The organism is Acinetobacter sp. CIP 101934 (assembly GCF_000369585.1).
Taxonomy (GTDB): Bacteria; Pseudomonadota; Gammaproteobacteria; order Pseudomonadales; family Moraxellaceae; genus Acinetobacter; species Acinetobacter schindleri.
On record NZ_KB850094.1, the window covers coordinates 1,528,077 to 1,552,504 of the forward strand.

Annotated in this window: 30 protein-coding genes and 2 pseudogenes; 12 read left to right on the forward strand and 20 right to left on the reverse strand. The window is 39.0% G+C overall.

The annotated features are described in order from the left end of the window. Positions 1-194 (forward strand): annotated as a pseudogene (locus F899_RS15565) (IS30 family transposase); the annotation flags it as partial. A gap of 1 nt (position 195) precedes the next feature. Here F899_RS15565 and F899_RS07595 read toward each other — a convergent pair. After that, positions 196-336, reverse strand: a pseudogene (locus F899_RS07595) (TetR/AcrR family transcriptional regulator); the annotation flags it as partial. Positions 337-568: 232 nt separating this feature from the next. Here F899_RS07595 and prpB point away from each other — a divergent pair. Together prpB and prpC are read left to right on the forward strand one after the other, a co-directional pair. Further along, on the forward strand, positions 569-1,453 hold the full coding sequence (gene prpB, locus F899_RS07600; RefSeq protein ID WP_004810717.1) for a methylisocitrate lyase: 885 nt from the start codon (positions 569-571) through the stop codon (positions 1,451-1,453). A 4-nt stretch (positions 1,454-1,457) separates the two neighbouring features. Next, positions 1,458-2,600, forward strand: coding sequence for a bifunctional 2-methylcitrate synthase/citrate synthase (gene prpC, locus F899_RS07605; protein WP_004894563.1), 1,143 nt, complete (start codon positions 1,458-1,460; stop codon positions 2,598-2,600). An 80-nt stretch (positions 2,601-2,680) separates the two neighbouring features. On the opposite strand, the gene F899_RS07610 is transcribed toward prpC, so the two are convergent. Both F899_RS07610 and F899_RS07615 read right to left on the reverse strand, forming a co-directional pair. Next, positions 2,681-3,295, reverse strand: a complete 615-nt coding sequence (locus F899_RS07610; protein WP_005221848.1) for a hypothetical protein — start codon at positions 3,293-3,295, stop codon at positions 2,681-2,683. A 39-nt stretch (positions 3,296-3,334) separates the two neighbouring features. Next, on the reverse strand, positions 3,335-3,817 hold the full coding sequence (locus F899_RS07615) for a CinA family protein (protein ID WP_005221849.1): 483 nt from the start codon (positions 3,815-3,817) through the stop codon (positions 3,335-3,337). 252 nt (positions 3,818-4,069) lie between these two features. On the opposite strand from F899_RS07615, the gene F899_RS07620 reads away from it, so the two are divergent. Both F899_RS07620 and F899_RS07625 read left to right on the forward strand, forming a co-directional pair. Further along, positions 4,070-4,300 carry a hypothetical protein gene (locus tag F899_RS07620; protein ID WP_004809153.1) on the forward strand — a complete coding sequence of 77 codons (231 nt, stop codon included), beginning with the start codon at positions 4,070-4,072 and terminating at the stop codon, positions 4,298-4,300. A 910-nt stretch (positions 4,301-5,210) separates the two neighbouring features. Beyond that, positions 5,211-5,495: a hypothetical protein gene (locus F899_RS07625; protein WP_004809157.1), complete on the forward strand. Its 285-nt coding sequence runs from the start codon at positions 5,211-5,213 to the stop codon at positions 5,493-5,495. 325 nt (positions 5,496-5,820) lie between these two features. Here F899_RS07625 and F899_RS07630 read toward each other — a convergent pair whose 3' ends face one another. Further along, the gene (locus tag F899_RS07630) at positions 5,821-6,081 is read right to left on the reverse strand and encodes a WYL domain-containing protein (protein ID WP_005221850.1); all 261 of its coding nucleotides are present in this window, start codon (positions 6,079-6,081) and stop codon (positions 5,821-5,823) included. Positions 6,082-6,469: 388 nt separating this feature from the next. Between F899_RS07630 and F899_RS07635 the strand changes: the two genes are divergently transcribed. Further along, positions 6,470-6,670: a hypothetical protein gene (locus F899_RS07635; protein WP_005221851.1), complete on the forward strand. Its 201-nt coding sequence runs from the start codon at positions 6,470-6,472 to the stop codon at positions 6,668-6,670. 124 nt (positions 6,671-6,794) lie between these two features. Here the strand turns inward: F899_RS07635 and F899_RS07640 are convergent, their stop codons facing one another. Next, on the reverse strand, positions 6,795-7,439 hold the full coding sequence (locus F899_RS07640) for an SOS response-associated peptidase (RefSeq protein ID WP_005221852.1): 645 nt from the start codon (positions 7,437-7,439) through the stop codon (positions 6,795-6,797). A gap of 466 nt (positions 7,440-7,905) precedes the next feature. On the opposite strand from F899_RS07640, the gene F899_RS15640 reads away from it, so the two are divergent. From F899_RS15640 to F899_RS07650, 4 genes are all read left to right on the forward strand, one after another. Further along, positions 7,906-8,046, forward strand: a complete 141-nt coding sequence (locus F899_RS15640; protein WP_004809164.1) for a hypothetical protein — start codon at positions 7,906-7,908, stop codon at positions 8,044-8,046. 708 nt (positions 8,047-8,754) lie between these two features. After that, positions 8,755-9,189, forward strand: a complete 435-nt coding sequence (locus F899_RS07645) for an Hsp20 family protein (RefSeq protein WP_005221855.1) — start codon at positions 8,755-8,757, stop codon at positions 9,187-9,189. Between the two features lie 408 nt (positions 9,190-9,597). After that, on the forward strand, positions 9,598-9,738 hold the full coding sequence (locus tag F899_RS15645) for a hypothetical protein (RefSeq protein WP_004809171.1): 141 nt from the start codon (positions 9,598-9,600) through the stop codon (positions 9,736-9,738). A 1,359-nt stretch (positions 9,739-11,097) separates the two neighbouring features. Then, the gene (locus F899_RS07650) at positions 11,098-12,264 is read left to right on the forward strand and encodes an MFS transporter (RefSeq protein WP_034433981.1); all 1,167 of its coding nucleotides are present in this window, start codon (positions 11,098-11,100) and stop codon (positions 12,262-12,264) included. 19 nt (positions 12,265-12,283) lie between these two features. Here F899_RS07650 and F899_RS07655 read toward each other — a convergent pair whose 3' ends face one another. Further along, complete coding sequence (locus F899_RS07655) at positions 12,284-13,774, reverse strand: amidase (protein WP_005221861.1); 1,491 nt, start codon at positions 13,772-13,774, stop codon at positions 12,284-12,286. Between the two features lie 36 nt (positions 13,775-13,810). Beyond that, positions 13,811-15,238 (reverse strand): sensor domain-containing diguanylate cyclase, encoded by a 1,428-nt coding sequence (locus F899_RS07660; protein ID WP_004894573.1) that lies wholly within the window; start codon positions 15,236-15,238, stop codon positions 13,811-13,813. 329 nt (positions 15,239-15,567) lie between these two features. On the opposite strand from F899_RS07660, the gene F899_RS07665 reads away from it, so the two are divergent. Further along, on the forward strand, positions 15,568-15,993 hold the full coding sequence (locus tag F899_RS07665; RefSeq protein WP_171056660.1) for a hypothetical protein: 426 nt from the start codon (positions 15,568-15,570) through the stop codon (positions 15,991-15,993). Between the two features lie 64 nt (positions 15,994-16,057). Here F899_RS07665 and accC read toward each other — a convergent pair whose 3' ends face one another. Genes accC through aroQ form a run of 3 tightly spaced genes read right to left on the reverse strand, consistent with a single transcriptional unit; the run spans position 16,058 to position 18,332 of the window. Next, positions 16,058-17,422: an acetyl-CoA carboxylase biotin carboxylase subunit gene (gene accC, locus F899_RS07670; protein WP_005221863.1), complete on the reverse strand. Its 1,365-nt coding sequence runs from the start codon at positions 17,420-17,422 to the stop codon at positions 16,058-16,060. 21 nt (positions 17,423-17,443) lie between these two features. After that, positions 17,444-17,860 carry an acetyl-CoA carboxylase biotin carboxyl carrier protein gene (accB, locus tag F899_RS07675; RefSeq protein WP_004809213.1) on the reverse strand — a complete coding sequence of 139 codons (417 nt, stop codon included), beginning with the start codon at positions 17,858-17,860 and terminating at the stop codon, positions 17,444-17,446. Between the two features lie 16 nt (positions 17,861-17,876). Continuing rightward, complete coding sequence (gene aroQ, locus F899_RS07680) at positions 17,877-18,332, reverse strand: type II 3-dehydroquinate dehydratase (protein WP_005221864.1); 456 nt, start codon at positions 18,330-18,332, stop codon at positions 17,877-17,879. Between the two features lie 871 nt (positions 18,333-19,203). On the opposite strand from aroQ, the gene ybaK reads away from it, so the two are divergent. After that, positions 19,204-19,671, forward strand: a complete 468-nt coding sequence (gene ybaK / locus F899_RS07685; RefSeq protein WP_005221865.1) for a Cys-tRNA(Pro) deacylase — start codon at positions 19,204-19,206, stop codon at positions 19,669-19,671. Between the two features lie 93 nt (positions 19,672-19,764). Here the strand turns inward: ybaK and F899_RS07690 are convergent, their stop codons facing one another. The 10 genes from F899_RS07690 to F899_RS07730 form a co-directional block, all read right to left on the reverse strand. After that, positions 19,765-19,983 carry a hypothetical protein gene (locus F899_RS07690; protein ID WP_227499332.1) on the reverse strand — a complete coding sequence of 73 codons (219 nt, stop codon included), beginning with the start codon at positions 19,981-19,983 and terminating at the stop codon, positions 19,765-19,767. Between the two features lie 128 nt (positions 19,984-20,111). Then, entirely contained in the window at positions 20,112-20,267 is a 156-nt protein-coding gene (locus F899_RS15650) for a hypothetical protein (RefSeq protein WP_004646812.1), read from the reverse strand. Further along, positions 20,264-20,620 (reverse strand): hypothetical protein, encoded by a 357-nt coding sequence (locus tag F899_RS07695; protein WP_004646813.1) that lies wholly within the window; start codon positions 20,618-20,620, stop codon positions 20,264-20,266. Before F899_RS07695 ends, F899_RS15650 begins: the two co-directional genes overlap by 4 nt. Then, positions 20,613-20,858, reverse strand: a complete 246-nt coding sequence (locus F899_RS07700; protein WP_005221867.1) for a hypothetical protein — start codon at positions 20,856-20,858, stop codon at positions 20,613-20,615. The genes F899_RS07695 and F899_RS07700 overlap by 8 nt, the downstream gene beginning before the upstream one ends. A 226-nt stretch (positions 20,859-21,084) precedes the next feature. Continuing rightward, positions 21,085-21,981 carry a hypothetical protein gene (locus F899_RS07705; RefSeq protein ID WP_005221868.1) on the reverse strand — a complete coding sequence of 299 codons (897 nt, stop codon included), beginning with the start codon at positions 21,979-21,981 and terminating at the stop codon, positions 21,085-21,087. Positions 21,982-22,004: 23 nt separating this feature from the next. Continuing rightward, positions 22,005-22,229 (reverse strand): helix-turn-helix domain-containing protein, encoded by a 225-nt coding sequence (locus tag F899_RS07710; RefSeq protein ID WP_004646816.1) that lies wholly within the window; start codon positions 22,227-22,229, stop codon positions 22,005-22,007. Between the two features lie 13 nt (positions 22,230-22,242). Further along, a complete protein-coding gene (locus F899_RS07715) occupies positions 22,243-22,575 on the reverse strand; it encodes a hypothetical protein (protein WP_005221869.1) in 333 nt (110 codons plus the stop codon). Between the two features lie 3 nt (positions 22,576-22,578). Continuing rightward, complete coding sequence (locus tag F899_RS07720) at positions 22,579-23,664, reverse strand: ATP-binding protein (RefSeq protein WP_005221870.1); 1,086 nt, start codon at positions 23,662-23,664, stop codon at positions 22,579-22,581. 26 nt (positions 23,665-23,690) lie between these two features. Continuing rightward, positions 23,691-24,080: a hypothetical protein gene (locus tag F899_RS07725; protein ID WP_005221871.1), complete on the reverse strand. Its 390-nt coding sequence runs from the start codon at positions 24,078-24,080 to the stop codon at positions 23,691-23,693. Next, a complete protein-coding gene (locus F899_RS07730; RefSeq protein WP_005221873.1) occupies positions 24,077-24,328 on the reverse strand; it encodes a hypothetical protein in 252 nt (83 codons plus the stop codon). The genes F899_RS07725 and F899_RS07730 overlap by 4 nt, the downstream gene beginning before the upstream one ends. Positions 24,329-24,428: the final 100 nt, after the last annotated feature.

A 24,428-nucleotide genomic window follows, 5' to 3' on the forward strand; every position in this document is an offset into this window, starting at 1 on the left:
TGAATGGTTTAATTAGGCAATATTTACCTAAAGGGATTGATTTAAATCAGGCAGATCAGCATTATTTAAATCAAGTTGCCATGTCACTGAATACTCGTCCTAGAAAGGCGTTAGATTGGCTTACACCATTAGAGAAATTTGCTCAGCTTGTTGATTATCATATGGCTTTTGAAACTGTCGCACCTCATGTTTGAATTCGCCCAGTGATACAGCATCATAACCATGTTCCAGGAACAGCTCTGTTGCACTGATCAAAAGGGCGAGACAGCGCTCATGACCACGCTTGGTCTGTGGCACATCTTTGGCTAAGGGTTCCAGTTGAACGAGATCCTGCATATTGACGACTAAATCAGCACTTTTCGATTATTTCAGTTGCCATCATAACAAAGTTGTGCGCACATTTCATGGAGACTGCTGTATCTATTATCTCGACTAAGATTTATGCTAAATCTATCCGCATTATTTGACTAAAGTTTTAGAGTTTTTATTCTATCAGGCCATGGATTGAGCGTTTTGAATAGGTATACTCGAACTTCAATAATTATAGCCAACACTGTGGAAAGGGAAGATGACACAACAAATGTCTGCAGGTTTAAAGTTTAGAGAAGCATTAGAAACTGAGAAACCACTACAAATCATTGGAACCGTAAATGCCTATGCAGCCATGATGGCGAAACAGGTCGGTTATAAAGCCCTTTATGTCTCTGGTGCCGGTGTGGCCAATTATTCTTATGGATTGCCTGACCTGGGTATGACCAGTCTTGATAATGTCCTTGAAGATGTACGCCGTATTACTGAACGTGTGGATACGCCATTACTGGTAGATATTGATACAGGCTGGGGTGGTGCATTTAATATTGCTCGTAGCATTAAGCAGATGATTGCAGCTGGCGCAGCAGCAGTACATATTGAAGACCAGGTAGCACAAAAGCGTTGCGGCCACCGTCCAAATAAAGAAATCGTATCGCAACAGGAAATGGTAGACCGGATCAAGGCGGCAGTGGATGCCAAAACGGATTCTAACTTTGTGGTCATGGCACGTACCGATGCCTTGCAAAAAGAAGGCTTACAGGCTGTGATTGATCGTGCTTGCGCCTGTGTAGAAGCGGGTGCGGATGCGATCTTTGCTGAGGCAATGACGGACATCACCATGTATAGAACAGTCTGCGATGCGGTGGGTGTACCTGTTTTGGCAAATATCACCGAATTTGGTGATACACCGTATTACACCACCGAAGAACTGGCTGAGCAGGGCATTCGTATGGTGCTATATCCACTGTCAGCTACCCGTGCAATGCAAAAGGCGGCTTTAGAAGTGATGCAGTCGATCCGTCAAAACGGTACTCAGGTAAATGTACTGGACAAAATGCAACAACGAAAAGAACTCTACGAATTTTTAGATTATCACAGCTTCGAAGACACATTAGATAAACTGTTTAAGCAGGAGAATTAAAACAATGGCTGAAGGAAAAGTACTCACTGGCGCAGGATTGCGTGGACAAGTCGCAGGGAAAACGGCACTTTCAACAGTAGGCAAAAGCGGTGCAGGACTGACATATCGTGGTTACGATGTGCAGGATCTGGCAGAACACTGCCAGTTTGAAGAAGTAGCCTATCTGATTTTCTTTGGTGAATTGCCAACTGCCGAGCAGCTTGCAGCTTATAAGGCAAAACTTAAGTCATTACGTCGCCTTCCGCAAGCACTGAAAGAAGTGCTGGAACGCATTCCGGCGGACTCGCATCCAATGGATGTGATGCGTACCGGCGTCTCCATGCTGGGTAATCTGGAAACAGAAAAGTCTTTTGCTGAACAGCAGGATGTAGCGGATCGTATTCTGGCAACGCTACCCGCGATTATCTGTTACTGGTATCGCTATAGCCATGACGGCATCCGTATTGATGAAAATACCGATGATGATTCAATCGGTGCTCAATTCCTGCACTTACTGCGTGGTGAAAAGCCAAATGCGCTGCATGAGCAGGTGATGAATGTATCACTGATTCTATATGCAGAGCATGAATTCAATGCTTCAACTTTCACCGCACGCGTATGTGCATCGACATTGTCTGATTTGCATTCTTGTATTACCGGTGCGATTGGCTCACTACGTGGTCCCCTGCATGGTGGTGCCAATGAAGCCGCGATGGATATGATTGAAAACTGGACGTCGCCAGAAGAAGCTGAGCGTGAAATGCTGGGTATGCTGGAACGTAAAGAAAAGATCATGGGCTTCGGTCATGCAATCTACAAAGACAATGATCCGCGTAACGGTATTATCAAGCAGTGGTCAGAGAAGCTGGCGAAAGATGTAGGCGACACCGTACTTTATCCAGTCTCAGTCCGTTGTGAAGAAGTCATGTGGCGTGAGAAGAAATTATTCTGTAATGCTGATTTCTTCCATGCATCTGCTTATCACTTCATGGGTATTCCAACCAAACTGTTTACACCGATCTTTGTGATGTCACGCGTTACCGGTTGGGCAGCGCATGTGATGGAACAGCGTGCAGATAACCGTATTATCCGTCCAAGCGCAGACTATACGGGTCCGGAACTACGTAAAGTGATTCCAATTGCTGAGCGCGGCGCTGTAGCAGTTTAAGTTACAGCTATTGTAAATAAAAAAATAAGGTCTCTCGTCAGACCTTATTTTTTTATAGGTTATATTTATTTAATCTTCATTTAATGGCTGAGCAGGGCGGGATCTTCAATGTGATACCCAGTTTCAAATTGAATGCCTAAATATTTTACAGTGACCAGTAATTTATCCTGTTTCGGAATTTTATAGATCTGATTTAACCTTAAATCGGGTTTATAGCTGATAGCCTGTTGTATTGGACTCTTATAGTGACCTGATTCAATCCGATATTGATAGGTCCATTTAGGTACGCTTTGTTTCGGATCATGCCATGCAGGTGCAGTGCCTTTTCTGGTCTTTAGTAACTTGAGCTGAATATTCTGCTTCGGAAGAGGAACTACCGGAGTCAAACGTTTCTTGATTTTGGCAATTTCCTGATCAAACTTCTTGCTATTCTGATCATAGTCAATTTTCTTGGTTTTAGGATTGATATATAGGGAATTGACCTGAATCAGCTGGTTTGGCATCTTGGATTTAAAATTATAATAATACAGTTGAGGCAGACGTCCACGCCCATCCAGATAATGGCGCAACAGATATAGTTTTTGGTCCTTGGCTTCATAACCCAAAACTTCAAGGTTTTGTGGGCCACCCACCGTCGCAAGGCTCAATGGACTAAGACAAATACCAAGTAAAAACAAACTAATATTGACTTTCATCATTATCCTCATCCACTAATTTTTTATAAAGACGCGAAATTAAGCAGTTTTGCTATCAATTAAATCCATCATTTGATCAGCAATCTGTTCCGTCAATATATCCAGGCGTTCCTCAGGTGTACCATCAATCAGATAGCGATAATCATAAGTTTGACCTTCATAGAAAACCGAAACAAAAAACGTTCCTACCGGCTTTTCTTTACATTCACTACCACCAGGTTTGAGCAAGCCGGTACACGCTACGATCAAATCGGCTTCTTGAAACAGCTTCTGGCCGGTAATCGCAAGCGCATTCGTCACTTCCGGGGATTCAGGTGAATATTTATCAATTAAATCCTGAGGTACCCCTAAGATTGACATTTTCAGATTGGCATCATAACAAACCAGTCCAACGAGTAAAATTTGTGCACCACATTCTTTATAAAGCGAAAACTGGCTGCTTAAATAGCCTGAGCTTGCACTTTCTACAAAAGCAACTTTCAGTTTTTTTTGTTCGAGTAAATCACAACATTCTTTTAACATGGCTATCATTTTTATTTGAGGGTGATGTATTCAATGTATAGACGAAATGCGGATTCTTCAATCACCCTTACGATTGTATACATTTATACAAAACATGCTGTTAAAAGCTAAATATGAGATACACATGTTCAAAATTCAGCGAATGAGTGTGTTTGACCAAGAGTTAAGCAAAATTTGCATTTAACGGTATCATCTAAGCTTAAACAGTGGTAAAAATAAAAATAAAGTGCTTGATGAAAGTAGGTTGTTACAATGAAAACTACAGTTAAATATGTAGTCCTGAAAAGTCTGGACTATCAGTTGGGTACCCCTTTATTTCAGGAAGAAATTGATGCGGATGCACAGTATTTTGATCAGATTCCTGCGATTATTACCTACCAGAATTTAAAACTAAAGGTGAAAAGCAAGGAGTTAAAACGTTTGCAATTACCCGATGAAAAAGAAGATACTCAAACGATTATTGTAAAAATGGTCGCGATTTAATTAATAATTTGAATAAGATTGAAAAAACCTCTTTTTTAGAGGTTTTTTAATAAACTATTAGATAACAATATATTATAAAATGTTTGCTTACTTATTTTTATTTATTATTATGTTTAATTAAAGTGTTTATAATGCAGTAATTAATATCTTAAAAGGGTTACTTTTTTTGTTTTTGTTCCTCGTTTTAATCATATATTAATAATTAAAAATAAAATTTCCCTTCATTTTTAGGGGAATATCATGAAAAACTTTTATCAGCGGCGATTCCTTTGGTTTTTATTTTTGGTCTTTTTGCATAAGTGAATGTATTGATCAATCTTCAGATGGTTACAGATTGCGGAAACTATGTCGTAGCGCATGGGATTGACGATTCTGCTTATATACAAAATTATAATATGATGGAAAGATATACTAATTGACTTAACTATATTTAGACTAGAATGATCGGTAATTGGGTCTTCGCCCCATACTTAACCCAATTGTTTAATCTTCTCAAAAATGACTTATATTTTAATTGAGTGTATAATCAATTTTTGATCTTCCCTGTATAAAGTATTTAGAATCTTTATATAGGTTTTGATGTCTTGAAAAAATATTAAATCTAAGTTTTATAGTTAATAATTTTACGAATTATAAATAAAATATTTATATTTTAAAAAATTAGAATTTTGCATTTTTTAAGATATAGATTTCATCTGCACATATTAGTAGCTATTCTTATTATTTACGAGATGCTTGGGTAAATAATGTAAGTGTAAAAATGGATTATCAATAGTTTAAATCAATTTATTTTACATTGAATTAGTCTGTAACAGGTTATGACTTGGAGTTTATGCAGAAGGCTGTAGAGTAAATACTGAACTCGTAAAGATCGGTTCATTTACTTATAAAGGAAAAAGGAGCGTCTCCAATGGCTAACCAAAACCAACAAAATCCGAACCAGAATCAGCAACAGCGTCAGCAAAATCAGCAAGACCAATGGCAAAATCCAAATCAACAGCAACAGCAACAGCCTAACCAGCAAAATCAACAGAACCCAAATCAACGTCAGCAAAATCAGCAGAACCAGCAAGATCAACAGAATCAGCAGGATCTGCAACAGCAACAGCAGCCTAATCAACAAGGTCAACAGCAAGATTCAACACAACAAGCTCATCAGCGTGATCAACAAAATCAACGCGGACAACAGCGCTAAGTATTGAAACTCGAAGAAAGCCGCCATAAGGCGGTTTTCTTTTGGGCTTCATAACTGAATTTAAGTTTGGAAAGACGTTGATGAAGAAAATGTAGAATAAAGTACTGTCTCAAAAATTATGCATCTTATTTTTAAAAGTTATGTAAATAGATAATAGTTAATTAAATTTTTGATCATTCTATAAATCAAAGAAGCTAAATTGATTGTAAATTAATCAATAAAAAATATATTAGTTTCATTTATTATTAGACTTGTTAAAGTTGGCCTGCATTGTAATAGGTGGACTTTGATAGGACAGTCTGATTTTTATTGATGAAATTTGAGCCTAAACCTCTACGATCCAGCGTGGATAAAAAGTATTTTCTGTTTCTTCAACGAAAATAATATTATCAACATGAAAATTTCGGATACCATCTCTGCGAATGTCATAACAAAAAAATTTCTCAGTCTTACCTTTACGACGATAACTATAAGGTTCCGCCTCGCGTGTTTCAATTGAACCGTCATCTTCTCGCGCAGTGATGATAATGGTATGCAAGTTACGTCCAGCTGAGGAAATTATTTCTTTGATATTCCGATTACTCATATTAACCTCGATATCAATATAAATATCGCATGAAATACAACTGATAAACTCATGTTTTAAAAATAATTCTAATCAGAGCTTTATTATGTGGTATCTCTAGAAGGTTATGGTTTTGTTGTGTATCCATCCCTTAATAAAATTTCTATTTTAATCAGGTATAAGATAACTGATTATCTTTGTTAGCTTACTTTCAAGAAAAATTTTATTTTTAAATCATTTAAATTATAGATTTCGGCTAAGAGAAAAATTAGCGGATAGTTTTTTTTAAATATTTTAGATTCTACTCGTCTTTCTTTTTAGTTACACAAATGATGATTGTTGACTATTGAATAACTTTAACCAATGTTTGAGCATAAGAATTTCTCATGATAACTATGAAGGGATCGCCATGAAAGATGAAGAAAAGCCTTTAAACTTTGATGATGATAATGAGCCTCTGGAATTTGATGACGAGGAATTTATTGATGATAAGAAGGAAGATGAATTATATAATGCAATTACTAAAGATGGTTCAAGTGTTGACCCGGCAGATGATGCTACGCGTCATACACGTCCGGAAGATGGTGATCCTCTAGAAGTGGAAGAGTGAAACTAATTTTACTCCAATAAAGCCCAATTTTATTTGGGCTTTTAATTGTCTTTTAAAAAGTTTTAATAAAATACTTTTGCTCTTTAAGTATTTAAATAAGTAAACTGAATGCTGTTAGGGATACTTAATTTTTCTTATCTAATGAATTTTCTTTATTCTGAGGCTTGACAATAAATTCGTCTTTCATTTCAATAAAAAAATCATTGGCTTCTTCATGAGTACAGTGCAACCAGTCATACCGCAATTCTTCCGGGATGACAATAATCGAACGCTTTTCATCGTTCGGACGGTGAAACTGTTTCATAAATGGATGTTTATCTGCGTTCATGGTCAACATTGAAAAAGATCTGATTCTCTTGCCATCAATATGGGCATCATCATAAATTGCAGCAACAGTAAAAGGGTTACCGTCTGCACGTGAAATTCCGAACCAATGTGAATTTCCCTCTATATATTTAGGTTCATAGAAGACCTCTACAGGCACCAATGCAAATTGATTTTTTACCCAGGCATGCCGAAAACTGGGTTTGCCGGCAACTGTTTCAGTACGTGCATTATAGGTGTGACGACCAAATTTTAATTCTTTCGCCCAGGAAGGGATTAATCCAAAATGGGCAATATCGAGTTCAAAATTTTCCGTACCACGCATAATGATAGGAGCAGGTGCAAGTGGATAGACATGAGATTTAATTTCTAATTCTAGCTGCTCTTCATGAATGTCGAGTAAAGACAAGCGTTGTTTCGACGGAAACTCATAGTTTGAACACATACTTAACCTCTACATTCTAATTTTTGTCTTTAATAAAAATTAAGATAAGATGAATATAGACACAAAACCACTTAAAAACGTAATTACACTTTTTGCAGGTTTGGAATATCTTTCCACTAGGCATTAAACATGAAATATAAACATTTTAATCTTTAAGAAATTGATCATGTAATGCACTCAGACCTAGTATGCCGGATGACTATTATTTTATTTTTATTAGAATAAGGACATAATTAAACAGAAGGAATTTAAGTCATAATTAACTTGAATTGACCTTTTTGACAAAACTGTGGTGCAAGACTGTAGGTTAATTACAATGTTTACTTAACTGTATATTTTTTACTCAATACTATTTATCTTACCTACATTCAATTACATACAGAACATAAAATCATCAAAACTAAGTTGGAAGGCTACAATTTTGAATGATAGTTTAAGTTTAAATTTTTAGTATCTGAGGTGAACAATGAAATTGTTGACATTATTAGGTGTAGGTGTGGCTGCAAGCTGTTGCTATCAAGTTATTAAAAATAATCAGCCAATTCTCGCAAATCCGGATTTTGATGAGACAGTAAAGCGATTTTTATTAAAAGAGTTCTCGGCTTAATTGCTGGAACAATATTGTTAAGTAGATTCCTCAAATTTTCTTAGATTCAGGAAATTCTCAATGTGACGTAAATGATCTTATTTAATCTTTAATAAGATGATATTTAAATCAAGGCAGTTAAAAGAGGAAAATACTTAAACATTCCCATAAACTTATTCATAGGAAGAAAAATTATGCTAAACCTTATATTTTGTTTATTGGCTTTGAAGGGTGCAACTGAAATTGATCATCAGGTCCATGGGGGCGAGGTAGGTGACAATAAGGATTGAGTCTAATTAGATAGACGCTCATAAAACCCGGCAGAGAGAAAATTTTATCCTTATCAATTAAGATTTTAGTTAAATATTTTATTGACAGTCTCTTGAATCTTGATTATTTTACTAGGTGTTCAAAAAGCTCCACACTTGATTAAATATCGAGTTTTATCCGCATCTTCCCCAAGGTGCGGTTTTTTTATAAAAAATATTAATTTTTTGCCTTTCCTAAGAAAAAAACGATGTTTTAAATACTCACTTAAATTTAATTTTTTCTAAATGTGCCGGGAAAAATATAAATAGGGCAAGAAATGTATTTTCATTTATTTCTGCCGTTGAAAATACCTGCATGTACCCTGATAAATAAGATAGCAATCCAGATACTGCTTCTTACTCTATTATCAAAATCGATAATGAAGTCTCAGCTGGTTTATAAAATCAGGAGGGTGTTACGATGAGTAATTTCAGTTTATCACCACTATTCCGTCGGAGTATTGGTTTTGACCGCTTAAGTGATCTATTCGATTTTGCATTACAAAGTGATACGCCAAACTTTCCCCACTATAATATTGAAAAAACAGGAGATAATAATTATCGTATTTCTGTTGCAACTGCAGGATTTAATCAAGATCAACTTGAGATTAATTTGGAAAATAAGGTACTGACTATAACTGGTAAAATAGTAGAAGAAAAAAACGATCCAAACGTTGAATATTTATATAAGGGAATCGCAAGCCGTTCATTTAAGTTATCGTTACGCCTGGATGAACATGTAGAGGTTCAGCAGGCAGATTATGATAATGGTTTATTGACTATAGATCTGCAACGGAATGTCCCTGAAGAGGCGATGGCACGCCAGATTCCTATTGGTCGTAAAATTAATGAATAGGTATGGGGAGAGTCGAAGACTCAATAATAAAAATAATTTTCTAATAAGAATAGAACAAATTTAAGCCACCTTAGGGTGGTTTTTTTATTGCCTCCAGAACTAGGTTGCTGGTTTGACTATTTATTGCAATAATTAAATTTCAGACTTATTTAATATGGATATATATATAATTCGTATATATATTTATATTTTTTATAGATTGTCTATTGTTTGATCGTTGTATGTTTTATCAACTATCCTAAATCAGCGCAAAATGGTTAAGGGGAAAGCTCACAGGAATGTGGGCTTTTTTATTTTATACACATAAATTAACCTTTCATTTAAAAAAACTTTCCAAATAGCTTTGGAATGCAATCCATATAGATGATACCTATAGAGGTTGTTATTTCTAATCTATTGAGGTGAGCAATGAAATTATTAACATTGATTGGCGCAGGCGTATTGGCTGGATACTGTTATAAAAAGGCTAAATACAAAAAGGGAAATGCAAAAAACTGTTCTCATCATGAAGCGGAGACAGAATCTAAGGCACCAAATACCCCTGAATAAATTGATAAAAGACCTCACAAATGAGTGAGGTCTTCGACTATTTAGAAAGGAAAAATAACAATCAAATGCAAATATTGGCTAAATTAATCCTTGGCCTTGTTTAACTGAAGAAACGACTAGGCTGAGTATTTGTTGATTTTGCAATTAGTAGCTTTCTAATTAATTTATATATTTATGAGAAGTCCTCAATTAGTTTAACAAGTACTTAAAGAAACATAAAACTAACGGGTAAGAACTATTAATATATATTTCCTATACTTACATAAATCTATTCATAAGTTATCTTTAAATAGTTTAAAGAGAAAATATTTGGCTAAGGACTATAAAATGGTAATTAGGGATTGATCGGTTTAATTTTCTATTAATTTTATATAGTTAGATGAGATTTTTAAATTCTAGGGATCATTCTCCTTATATCTTGAATAGGGGAGCACTAAAGCAAGGAGATCGATATGTTCCAGTTCGTGCTTTGCTTATTTGGCCTACATAGTACCATTGAGTTTGAATGTACGGCTGATAGCGAAGAAATTAAGTTATGTCGCGATTGCTTGAAAGAAATTAAATAGGTTTAGTACAGTAGGGCTAGATACATTTGGATATAAAGTTACCCTGTTTCTTAAGGTGAAGTCAGGGCTGGTCTATTAGAAGCTAAAAAAATATCATTAAATATTCAATAGAAATTAATAATGATAAATCTTTGTACGTGGTTCAATGATTTTGATGAAAATGATCATGGTGAATAATGAAAGTCAAATTTTTAAAGCCGTGTGTCGATTTAATAATAGAAAAGACAATTAACTTGAGTCATGAGATTTAATCTGAATTAATAAAGTGCAAATATTTTAAAATTTCTAGTAACCCTTTATATTTAGGATTGAATGTTAAGATAAGCTACAATATAAGCAACAAGAAGTCAGAGTGCACTTTAATGACTAAACTTGAAATATTGATAACTTTATTGGCTATCATAATTATTAGTACAGTGATCTACGTATTGGCCCATACTTTGTAATTAAACCTCCTTTGGGAGGTTTTTTTATGAAGTGTTATTTTTGGGTACTTGTTAATATAAAGCTGTAATGAACCAAAAGCTCATAAAAATATACCAAGGATCAAATGTTAATGAAATAGGATGAATATTCTTATTGATAATTAGAAGCTTCTGACATTATTTGAGGTATGACAATGATTTAATTAACAAAAAATTGATTAAAATTTTGGAAAAGTAATTTCGTAAAATCTAAAAATTCACAAAAAATAAATTTTATAGATTGTTGAGTTGAAATGGAGACAAACGAATACAATGTGATTCATTTTTAAATCTTTTAAGTTTATAAATCATTAGGTAAGCCTATTTTAATGCTCAATCTTCCCATCCAGTCGCGACTTGGCGGATTCTATTTCTTTTATTACGCCATTGTAGGCGCATTCATGCCATTCTGGAGTTTGTATCTTGAAGATCAAGGTTTCAGTTATTCAGAGATCGGGATTCTATCTTCAATTGCCATTGTCACTCGCTTTTTTGCACCCCTCATTTGGGGCTGGATTGCTGACAAATCTGGCAAACGCATGCTGCTGGTGCGCATTGCTACTTGGATGGAAGCCTGTATCTGGTTTATGATTTTTATCGTTCCAAACAGCTTTCAGTCTGTGGCATTGCTGATGCTAATTTTTAGCTTTTTCCAAAATGCGATTCTGGCGCAATTTGAAGGTGTGACGCTTTTCTGGCTCGGAGAAAAACGTGCCGAGCTATATGGCAAAGTGCGTAAATGGGGATCGGTGGGTTTTATTGTTGGTGTTTTTGCTGTTGGAGCAATATTTGAAATTATCCCGGTCAGTATGCTGCCAGTATTATTACTGTGTATTTCATTTCTTGCTTTTATCTGGTCCTTTAGCATTAAGGAACCTTCGACGGCGCCATCTGCACAAAAACAGCTTGAACCGTTATGGCCAATCTTGAAACGGCCAGTGGTTTACAGCTTTTTCATCATTGAGCTGATTATGCTTTTTTCCCATGCGCCATTTTATAGCTTCTATAGCAATTTTCTCAGTCAGCATGGATATAGTACCAGTCAGATTGGACTACTGTGGTCGGTTGGGGTGATTGCGGAAATTATCATGTTTGCTTATGCGACTTTATTTTTTAATCGCTGGTCGTGGCGAACACTGGTAATAATCTGTTTGTTGCTGACAGGATTGCGTTGGCTGATTGTAGGTCTGCTGCCTTCGCTATTTATAGTGCAGTTTATGGCACAAAGTATTCATGCTTTTAGTTTTGGCCTGTTTCATATGATTGCGATGCGGGTGATTTTCCAGAATTTCTCGGCAGGACAGCAGGGACGAGGTCAAGCACTCTATAGCACCATGTGGGGGATTGGCGTCGCTAGTGGCAGTATTCTTGCTGGTCAGTACTGGGATCAATTTGGCGGTGCGACTATCTTTATATATGCCGCTGTGGCTACGCTAATGGGTTTACTATTTTTATCTGGTTTACCCAATCAGGTGGAACCCACAAAGTCCACCTGAAATAATGATTCTTGAATTATTAGATCTGAATATCTTTATAACGATCGAACCATGGTTGCGCTTCTTCTAGTTGCGCAGCCAGTTGTAATAACAGATCTTCACGAGCAAACGGCGCGATAAATTGAGATCCTAATGGTAGATTCTGCTCGTTCCAGTATAGTGGTACTGACATGGCGGGTAGGCCAGTGATATTGGATAACTGGGTAAATGGCACCCATTTCAGGTTTTCCTTGACGATCTGATCAATCAGTTTACCCTGCGCCAATAGATGTGCCTTTCCCATACCCAGTAATGCTTTCATAATCGGTTTTTGCCAAGCGGGTGTTTTTACTTCACCATTGCGTGGTGCCACCGACGCCGTTGCTGGTGTCAGGTATAAATCATAGCGTTCAAAGAAATGATTCATCTGGGAAACATAGACACCCCAGTTGTTCAGGTTCTGGATATATTCAATCGCCGTGGTTTTGGCACCAAAAGCACATAACACCAGAGAATCTAGCTCAAAATCAGTTGATTTAGACGGATATTGCCTACGGATTTCCTCAAGCATATAAGAGAACTGACTGAACCAGGTGGTAATAAAATCCTTAGCCAATTGCATCCCGTCAATCGCTGGATGATCTTCAATTACCTCATGTCCTAATGATTCCAAAAGTTTCACTGTCTGGTCAATGGCCTGAACTGCATCTTTGGAGATTTTGGTGCCAATAGGAGATTTGGTATTGAATGCAATTTTCAGTTTTTTCGGTGGTTGCTGAATAATCTCCAGATAATGCGTATGTGGTCGTTCGATCTTGAACATGGAATGATGATCTTCACCATGCGTAGCATCCAGCATCGCAGCGCTGTCACGAACGGTTTTGGTCAGAACGTGCTGAATCGCTGCACCATGCATGGCTTCACTCATTTGTGGCCCCCAAGGTGTACGTCCCCGGCTTGGTTTCAAACCAAACAGACCGCAATAAGAAGCAGGAATTCGAATCGAACCACCGCCATCACCCGCACCCGCAATCGGCACGATCCCCCCGGCAACAGCAGAAGCAGAACCACCTGATGAACCGCCACTGTTATGGGCTAAGTTCCAAGGGTTTTTACAGCTACCCCAGGCATCTGGCTCGGTAATGCCTTTGATTCCAAATTCAGGTGTATTGGTGCGGCCAAAAGTTACAATGCCGGACTTTTCCCAGCGATTCACAATTTCCGCATTGGTATCCGGAATATAGCCAATACGTTTAAAACCAGTACAGCCATAAGAAGTCGGATAACCGGCATACTCCTGAAACAGATCTTTAACCAAGAAGGGCACACCTGCAAAAGGACCTGATAAATTTGCCTCAGTACGTTTTAAGGCATAATCATGCATCGGGATCACGATGGCATTTAATTCAGGATTGACCTGATTACTGCGTTCTAAAGCAATATTCAGTAACTCTGAAGCATGGATTTCTTTTTTTGCGACCAGCTCGGCCAGTCCCAGACCATCATAGCTAAGATATTCCTGATAATTCATGACATTCCCTGTTTGAATAAATAAAAGTTAAAAATTTTAAGATGCAAGTACGACTTGATTACGACCCATATGCTTGGCCTGATAAAGCGCCTGATCTGCAATATTGATCAGATCCTGCAGTTCGGTCTGCTGTGGTGCTTCCTGATGGGTAATACCCAAACTTACCGTGATATGCACCGATTTGCCATGTTCCAGATAAATTGGTGTTTGCTGTACCAGCTCACGGATACGTTCAGCCACCCAATGCGCTTCATCGTGCTCTATATCCCACATTAAGACGACAAACTCTTCACCACCAATCCGGGCAAACAGATCGCAGCTACGCAGATTGGTACGCACCAATTCAGAGAATTGCTGTAAAACTGCATCACCAACATGATGGCCGTATTGATCATTTAAGCGTTTAAAGTAATCAATATCCAGCATAATAAGAGAGAACGACAATTTTCTAGACTGTTTCAGTAAACTTTCACCTTCTTTAAAGAAGTAATGGCGGTTCATGGTACGGGTTAAACTGTCATAATTGGCGAGATAAAGCACATGTTTATACAGCTCATTCCGGTTTTGGCTGATAATGCACAGAATCAGTGGTGCCAGTGCCAGCATAAACAGGCCGATGCGTAAGGACACAAAAGTCGTAGAATCTGCCAGGGTTTGATCAGCCAGATAGATCTGTGTCAGGCTGCTATAAGTGGTGATCAGAACCAGTGTATTAATAATCGAGATTGTAAAAATACGATAAGTGAGTGCTGCCCAGATTAAGGCGGCCAGAGGATAGATTAATGCGCCAGGCCCGGCAAAAATATGAGTTAAGACCACACAGACCGCGACAGTGATCATCGGAAAAAAATAACTGAAAGAATAAGATTTTTTCCTGCGATTTTTCGCAAAATAACGAATTTGCTTGGCCGTAGGGAATGCCAGTACCAAAGGCAGGATGATAATATAGTTAACCATTTCCCCAGTCCACCACAGGAAAAAGTCAATTTTCATGTTTTCCGGAGTGATAAAGGAACCGGGGATATTCACCAGAGTAATCACTGCAAATGCTGCGCTGGCAAGACATCCTGCGAAGGCACAGATACCGAACAGATGAATAAAGGTAAACCCGCTGTTGTAGTACTTATAATTAATTTTGAAATAGCGAATACAGAATAGGGAAACGATAGTGCTTAACAGATTTGAAAGTGTCAGAAAAAAGCTTTGTAGAAAAAAGTCACCTGTGAGCAGGTCTGCAAACATATAAGCACTGAACGCACCTAGCCAGCCACCTTTATTGTTGAGCTGTGGAAAGCGTAAAAAGAAGGCGAGTAGGGCTGCATTGGCTGGCCATAAAAATGCTAAATAGCCGGTTGGTCGCGTTGCAATGCCAATAAAGCTACAGATAAGAATTAACAGCGCAATAATGAGATATGCAGAGCTATCCGGATCCAGTTGTTTTTCTTTAAAATCAGCAAATCGCAAAATGAAGCTACCTTAGTATATTTACAATGAAAAATCACATGCTGTTTTTTTAGTTAAATAAGCTTTGAGATCTTTCTTTTTGTTTTTGATTGTTTGTAATTTAATCAATACTTAAAATCGCATAAGTACAAAATATAAACAAAATAATGTGGAAAAGAAATGGCTATTATGTATCTAGCTGATATTTTTATTTAAGTAGATGAAATGATTTTTCGCCATACTCCCCACTGTCAAAAATATGCTAAGTTAGGGACAATCCAAGGAATACTATTTTTAATATGAAAAAAACATGTCTAAGCCTTATGCTGCTTACCTTAACCACCTGGGCGATGGCTGCAGATATAAATAAAAATACCCAAACAGCAGCACAAGCTTCAGCTGTTGCCAATACCTTCCGTATCGTAACACGTCCTGAAATCATGGGCTTATGGGGAATGGAAATCCCGACTAACCGCAAGTGTGTTGAATATTATAATTTTAAAAGTGATAACAATGTGATTATTAAAAGTGGTGATGAATGGTCATCAGGCATCTATGACTATCAGTTGCCGCAAGATACCACCGCTCAGGTTCCGGCCTTAATTCTTCAGGTGAAATATGACAATAACCAGAAAGACTGTTCTGGCAATCAAGAAGATCAGTCCGGTGAAGTCTCACAGTATTTTGTGAAATGGCAGAATCCACATACGATTAATTTCTGTGCTACTGAAAAGGCAGAGCAGTGTTTTGCAACTTTAAGACGTATTCTTCCTTAAGGTTACAGATAATAAAAAACCGCTGAATGATCAGCGGTTTTTTATTAAGGATACTGAAAGAGGATTAAGCCTTTTCTTCAGCACCTTCAAGTTGTTTAAGCAGATGTTTTTCGAGATAGTGAATATCCATTGCCTGCTCACAGAAGTTCTCATCCTGAAGGATCAGATCTTTATGCAGCGGGATATTGGTCTTGATGCCAGTCAGAATCATTTCATCAAGCGCCTGCTTCATACGGGCAATGGCTGTTTCACGATCTTTACCATGTGAAATCAGCTTGGCAATCATCGAGTCATAATACGGTGGAATGCTATAACCTGGGTAGATATGCGAATCTAAACGGATACCTGCACCACCTGGTGTGTAAAAAGTCTCAATCATGCCTGGAGATGGCATAAAGGTAGATGGATCTTCCGCATTAATACGGCATTCAATCGCATGACCTTTAACGATGATATCTTCTTGCTGAATATCCAGACCCAGACCAGCAGCGACACGAAGCTGTTGTTCAATGATGTCAACACCAGTCACCATTTCAGTGACAGGATGTTCTACCTGAACACGGGTATTCATTTCAATAAAGAAGAATTCGCCGTCTTCAAACAGGAATTCAAAGGTACCAGCACCGCGGTATTGCATTAACTTACATGCATTTACGCAAGCTTCCAGAATGTCAGCACGTGCCTGTTCAGGCAAGTTTGGTGCAGGAGCTTCTTCCAGTACTTTCTGATGACGGCGCTGTAAAGAACAGTCACGATCATACAAGTGGATCGCATGGCCATTACCATCGCCCAGGATCTGTACTTCAACATGACGCGGCTTTTGCAGGAAACGTTCCATATAAACCGTATCATCGCCGAACCACATTTCTGCATCACGTTGCGCCGCTTGTACAGACTCGAGCAGGGTATCTACGCGTTCAACGATACGCATACCACGTCCGCCACCACCCGCAGCAGCTTTTACGATCAGCGGAAAGCCGATTTCTTTGGCTTCAGCAAGGGCATTGTGGATGGTTACTGCATGGTCACAGCCTGGTACTGTTGGTACGCCGGCTTTTTTCATGGCAATAATGGCAGAAACCTTATTACCCATCAGGCGAATGTGTTCAGGACGTGGGCCAATAAAGATAAAGCCAGAACTTTCAACAATTTCAGCAAATTCAGCATTTTCAGACAGAAAGCCATAACCTGGGTGGATCGCATCCGCACCAGTAATCTCAGCTGCTGTGATAATTGCTGGAATATTTAGGTAACTGTCACTGCTTGCGCCAGGACCGATACATACTGCTTCATCGCAGAAACGTAGATGCATCAAGTCCTTGTCAGCATCTGAATAGACACCGACAGTTTTAATTCCTAAAGTTTTGCAAGCTCGGGTGATGCGCAGGGCAATTTCACCACGGTTTGCAATTAAAACTTTTTGCAACATTATTATGAATCCCCGAGGTGATTAAGCGCGGTAACGGAAAAGTGGCTGACCGAACTGAATCACTTCACCATTTTTCACCAGAATTTCTTCAATCACACCGCTCTGAGTTGCTTCAATCGGGTTCATGATTTTCATGGCTTCAATAATACCAAGTGTTTCACCAGCAGAAACAGTTTGACCCACTTTCACAAATGGTGCTTCGCCTGGACTTGGTGCTGCATAGAACACACCAACCATCGGAGATTTTTCCACAGCACCACGTGGAGATTTCGCAGCAGGTACATCAGCTGCAGGTGCAGGCATTGCAGGAACAGCTGCTGCAACCACTGGATTGCGACGAGTCAGGGCAATGGATTGATCTCCTTCCTTAACTTCGATCGCCTGTAAGTCAGACTCAATCATCAGGTCGATGAGTTTCTTGATTTTACGGATATCCATGAGACAGTATTCCTAATTAAGATTGCTTAGAAGATTGAATTTTTTCAATGATGTAATCGAGGGCAGCGACATAGCCTTTTGCACCCAGACCACAGATCACGCCGATCGCCTTATCGGACAGATATGAATGATGTCGAAATGCCTCACGTGCATGAACGTTAGACAAATGGACTTCAACAAATGGAATGGCAACGCCAAGAAGTGCATCACGCACTGCAACAGAGGTATGCGTTAAAGCTGCAGGATTAATAATGATGTATTGCACGCCGTCTTGTTGTGCTTGATGAATTCGGTCGACAATGGCACCTTCCCAGTTGCTTTGGAAAGAGTCTAATTCTAAAGTGGCATTTTTAGCCTGAGCGCTGAGCTGCTGATTGATGTCATCAAGAGTCAAGTGACCATATACTTCTGGTTCACGCTTTCCCAGCAAATTAAGATTCGGTCCATGAATGACCAAAATGGTCGAACTCATTCAGCTTGCTCCAATTCAAAAGTTTCAAAAGAAGTTTGCAAGATGTCAGCAAACTTCCTTCATTATGGCATGAAATTCTACATTTTATAAAAATTTTGTCTGAATTGGTGTAGAAATTGCCTGCCTGATAGTGGGCTATATAATGAGAACTTTGCAAGGAATTGGCAATGTTAAAAAATGACATTTATGGGAGTTATGTCGGATTTTTACATTGTAAGCCTAATTGGCTAAAACAGTTAATAATGTTTATGTAACATTGCCGACAGATAATAAAGAAGTCAACTATTTTTGATCAGATCCTACTAGATGTTTGCAGTATTTAAGGTTTAAAGCTTATTCATCTTAAATTTTAGTGAAAAAAAAGTCTGTTTAAAAAGTGCTCATGACTGGTTTTTATATAATAATTCTAATTATATGAGATTTTATTAAATAAGTTATTGAATTTAATTTATTTTAAATTAAAAAATCTATCAGTTAGCTATTATTTTAAGGTCCCTTAGAGTTGTGAGTATGCATAGAAAAAGAGTCAACTCCTGAGCTTAACAGTGGAATCAGGTAGTGAGTTAAACTTACTGAGTCGCCCTATTTTTAATTCCTGTATCGCAAAATGGTGAGATTGACTGAAATGTTCATAGAATTGTATTCAATGCTGAATATTCAGCCAAAAGATAAAGCATTTAAATTGGCAAAAGGTCGTCTACTAAGTCGGTGAATGGTCGTAGGAGGTCAACTCAACGATACTCACCCTCTTGCAATAAGGCTTTTCGTAGAAACTTTATCGAATAATATGGTTTATAAATAGTCTAGCCATGTTCGAGAAAGGTGTGAATTTTATATAATGCAGCTATCTAAAACAAAATAGTCAAATATCATGACTCCAGCTTGCAAACTTTTAAAAGCCAGTAAAATCGAATATAGCATTCACGAATATGAACATGATGCCAATGCTAAAAGCTTTGGTTTAGAAGCAGCAGAGAAACTGGGCCTAGCTGTTGAAGAGGTTTTTAAAACGCTATTAGTCACGGATGAAAAACAGTATTTCGTTGCCGTGTTGCCAGTCAATCATCAGCTTAATCTTAAAAAAGTAGCTGCTGCATTCGGTTGTAAAAAATTGCAGATGGCAGATCCTAAACAGGCAGAACGATTAACCGGATATCTGGTGGGTGGAATCAGCCCAGTGGGACAAAAGAAACGTTTAAAAACAGTAATTTGTTGTAGTGCTAGCCAGCTTAAAAAGATGTATGTAAGCGGTGGAAAAAGGGGGCTAGATATCGGGTTAAATCCGCAAGATTTAGCGCGAATTTTAGGTGCAGAATTTGCCGATATTGTGGATGAATAATTAAGTTTTAAAACTTGATATTTTGCTCTTAGTTCTAAGGGTTACTCACAATGATACTCACAAAGTGAAGCGCCTGAAAAAGATAAAGCCGCTCTAGGCGACTTTATCTTTTAACTCTATATCAAGAATGACAGATTGAACATAGGAACTTAGCCAGAAACTCTTTCTTCCATCCTTATGCGGTTTCATGTAGCGACCGTCTCGAATTCTGGAATCCAGTGTCTCAGGTTCGATATTAAGCAATTTAGCAAACTCAATTCGACCAATCCGGCGTTCACTGCTCGCCTTGAGTGCTTTTCTAAGCTCCTGCATCTCGCTATGTATTGCCTGAAGCAACTCATACTCAGTATTAGCTTTCATAACACCTCACTTAAATCCACAAATTGAACAAAACACGTCACAATGAACCGTGAACTTTTTACAGATGAAACAGTATTCAGTCACTGTTGTCCTCCTTGAGTCTTTAGATATTCCGCTTTAGCAGCTGCCCAATGATCCGCATCATATGGATTTAAACCTTTTTTCTCACACCAGGTGGTACACCACAGAAATTGGGCATCATCGTATGGTGTAGGTTGAACAATTTGAATGCTCACTCAGTCACCTCAATACTTTTAAATAACGACTTCATCAGATCGTAAGTTTTAGGGGCAAAACGCTGTTTAACTTCTTCATTCAATAGAGTCTCAATTTCATCCCAGTGATCAACCAGAACAGCCCAATGTTTAGAGACTGTTTTCATTTGGCCAAGACGTTCACGAAATTCCGGTACTGCATTAAGTAATCCTACGCAGCGCTCAAAGTCGGCCGGATCATGTGGGTGGAAATTGGTTTCCCATGCTTTGCCCGCCACTGGACCATTATTAAGCAGTGTTGCCATCAGACACTTACTCGACATGCCTGTATTCGCATTAAGTAGCCAGTGCATAGATTTTTGAACTTCAGTCATTGGCTGGCTCCTTATGCTCAGTGTGAATATCAACACCACAGAAAGGGCAGTGATTCAAAACCACACGGTTCTTCTTAAACCGACCTGCAACAATTTGAAGTCTGGCTGAATTTATTTCACGGTGGCTCATGCGCTGTGCTTGGATATCACCATATTCATTGCGAGTGACTTCGTTTAAGACATCACACATCTGGATCCAGTTGCCAGTATTTACACACCGCTCTCTCTTAATTTCCATCATGCCACCTGTTTTAATTTTTGATACCGAGCACGGGCATAAGCACGGCATGCTGATATACATTGAGGGCAACGGCAGCCAGTGTTATACATGCTCATCGTGCCGTGTTTACGTTGTCTTTTTTCTACCAGTCCGCATACATACAACTTTTTCCAGTTGGTGTTCGCTGCGCGACATTCATCGCAGCGACACCCGTGGTTTGTATATGCAGAGATTGTCCCGTGCTTCAACGAATCACCTCCATTTTGAGCTCCACCACATATGGATCTGGCAGTGGAGTCAGGAAGGTGACATTGTCCATTTTGAAGACATGCTTCAGTACTTCTTCCAGCTGGCTTTCAGTAAGCTTTACAGTTTTGGTTTCAACCACACGATGCTCGATCCAGTTGTCGAATGGAGACTTGGCATCTTTTCCCTTTTTAAGCGTAGAGACTTTACTCATGCGGGGTTCAGCACGTACACGAGGGATATCTTTTACATAGAAAAATGTACGTTCATCACCTGAATTCTCTGAGCGTAAGCAACCAAGGTTTTCAAGTGAATAACAAGAATTACGCACCTGACGGGCAGTAAGACCTAAGGCAGTAGCGACTGTTGCAGGCTTGGCACCGTGACTTTCTGATTTAATACACTCAATAATTCGTGCACGAATAGGTTTGCTTTCATCTTGAGGAGTTTCAGGTAGAGGTTGTTCTATCTTGAAAGGTGTCCCTGGAATAATATTAAGCAAATTTGTCGGTGTGATTTTGGCATCGAAGCCTTCTACACCAACGACCTGAGGTGCTGGAGGAGTAGGGTCATTAATTTTGGTCTGGTCTTTAACTACTTCCTGAACAGCACCAGTCTTTGCACTCACCACCAATAGAGTTTCTTTTTGAACTACTGGCTCAGCATGTACTTGATCGGTTGTCTGTGTGGTGTGATAGACACCTAACTCATCCAGGTGAATTTTTTCGTCTTGCAACAACACAGCAAGGCAGTTTTTAACTGTTTTCAGCGACATCTTAGAATTGTTCGCAATTTGCGCAGCTGATAAACCAAACGGATCATTGGCCAATGTGTCGACCACCTTGCCTAGGTTTTTATCCATTTTTATGCTGTTAAGATCTTTAATATTTGTCATGAGCAAAGTTCCGAATAGTAAAATTAGTGCATCATGCCGTGATGTTTTAACTTTTTACGCAGTGTTCCCCGATTCAAACCTAGAGTCTCCGCTGTAAGCGTTTGATTCCCCCGGCACTTAACAATTGCTATTTGCAGCAAATGTACTTCCAGTTGTTCAACTGCAGCGCGGAATGCATCCCCTTTACTGATTTCAACGATGTGCTCAAGTTCTTCCTTGCTGATCGTCAATAAATTTTTCTCAACCATGCTGTATTTCCCCTTAAGACGTTTGAATGACGCGAATCTGTGAATTCAATTTTTTGATAAAGGCCGAGCCTTGTTTGAAATAAACTTTAAAAAATACCTGGTAACGCTTTTTCCCTTCCGCATTGAGGTGCTCTGAAGAAGTGATCGTGACTTGGCCACGGGTAGGGTGTACCAGAGTCACCATATTTTTCTTTTTACAGACGCTTAAAATGCGGTACTGATCATTGAGTAAGAATGCAAAGAATGCCTTTCTCATGGTCAGGTCAATCGACCCCACCGGCTTGGTGGGATCTGGTAAATGGTTCAGGTAGGTCAGACCCTTTTGTTCAATTTGTACGTCTTGCATTGTTTATTCTCGGCCTGTGAATTCGTAACCCAGCTGATCCGCACGTGCTTGACACGTTTTCAGGATCGTTGGATAAAACTCAGAATTTCGGAAGATCTCCAGAGCGCTACTTAAAACACTCATATCTTCAACCTGAGGTATGGTTTTAAGAGCCTGGTTGAAACGAGTTTTCAAATCGTCTTTTTGCGTGTTCTGGGTGCTTTGCTGTTGTGCAGCGGCTTGACTAGACTTCTGGGCAATAATTCCCCGGATACCTTCACAGGTTTCTTCAAATTTTTGTTGCTGAACGTCATGCAGACTGTTCAATCCACGTTTTGCGCAGTACTTCTCAATATCAATACCTGCCTGTTGCATGAGATATTGAAGTTCTAAAAACTGATTACCGTCGATACATGCATCAGCAGAACCAGAATTCAGCCACCGCTTAAGTGCTATACCATCGGCTTCAGTCAGCGGTCTTGGTTCAATGAATAAACGTGTACGGTCTTTAGTGGCAATGGCTAAGTTTTCATGAGTAAGATCCAGAACTGTGGTGAACTCGTATTCAATACCTTCACGCTGCTCGGCCTTCATGCCCACTTTTTCAACTTTCTTTTTTCCGCCATTGTTGGTTTGCACGGTTTCCATTTTTGAGCGTAAGGTCACAATGATATTGATGCTGGACTGCAACATCGCATCAATAAATTTACGATGACGCGGTGTTACTTCACTCCATGCTCCCCAGGTATTACCACGGAACGTTGTACTGCCGAGCTTATCTACAATTTCCAGACAGCCACCTACACCCGACCACTCGTGTGTAATGCTGTCCAGGATTAAAGTGTCAAAACCTGCTGCTTCAGCTGCTTTGATGGCATCAATGAATTTTTCAGGTGTATAAGGCGGCTGTAAATTTGCATGTTCAAATGCAACGATATCTTCATACAGTTCAGCACTACTGTTTTCCGTGTCTGCAACCGCAATACGACCACCAATACCTTTGGCCAGCATTAAAGCGCCATAGGTTTTACCCGCACCAGTAGGACCAGAGACAGCTAAGCGTAACTTTGCATTTTTACGTTGAGCCGGTTTAAAAAATACGTTTGTCATGATTTTTCCCTCAAAAAACCAAAAAATTAAGGATGTGACCGGTGACGACGCACCCAGTCACGGTGCTCAGCCGAACCATAAAAACCCGAGTTCGCCAGCATCTGCTGTGCTTCATTACGCACTTCACGTTTTCTGCGTAGTTGAGCTGTGACAACTGGTTGTCTAGCTTGGTTTAATGCCTTGACTAGCCATTCTTTTTGATCAGCCAGTTCGATCAGCATCATGCTGCCGTCAATTGCCTGCTTATGAACTTCAAAGCCTGCGATGTTTCCCGCTTTATGGGCATTTACACTGCTTTTGCGCTTAAGCACATAAATCACTGGGCGATCTGTACCTACACGGTAGCGTTCACAGTGGTAGGTTAGAAAATTGGGATCTTCCTGCTGGAAGCTGTCGATGTGTTCTGCAAATTTCATTTCGCTTCTCCTACAGCTTTGGCGATGGCTTCGGCTTGATACGCAGCTTCTTTGTCTGATGCGTGAAGAACCATAATTGCCAGACCAAGAAAGACCGAAAACACAACCATCCAGGCAGCCACATTTGAAGTGACTTCTTTCATCATGGATTGCTTTGGTTTTGGAGCAGGGTGTTGCAACAAGCGTTCAGAAGTCATGCGTGACTGGCCGAACTCTGGCAAGTTGCTTTGGATAGGGTTGTCATTCATAATAATTTCACTCACAGATTGGTTGTGGGTCACGCTCCAGGTAGTTCGCGCTACGCTGGGGCTTTTCTTTGTCTGTGAGATAAATATACCTACGAGGTAA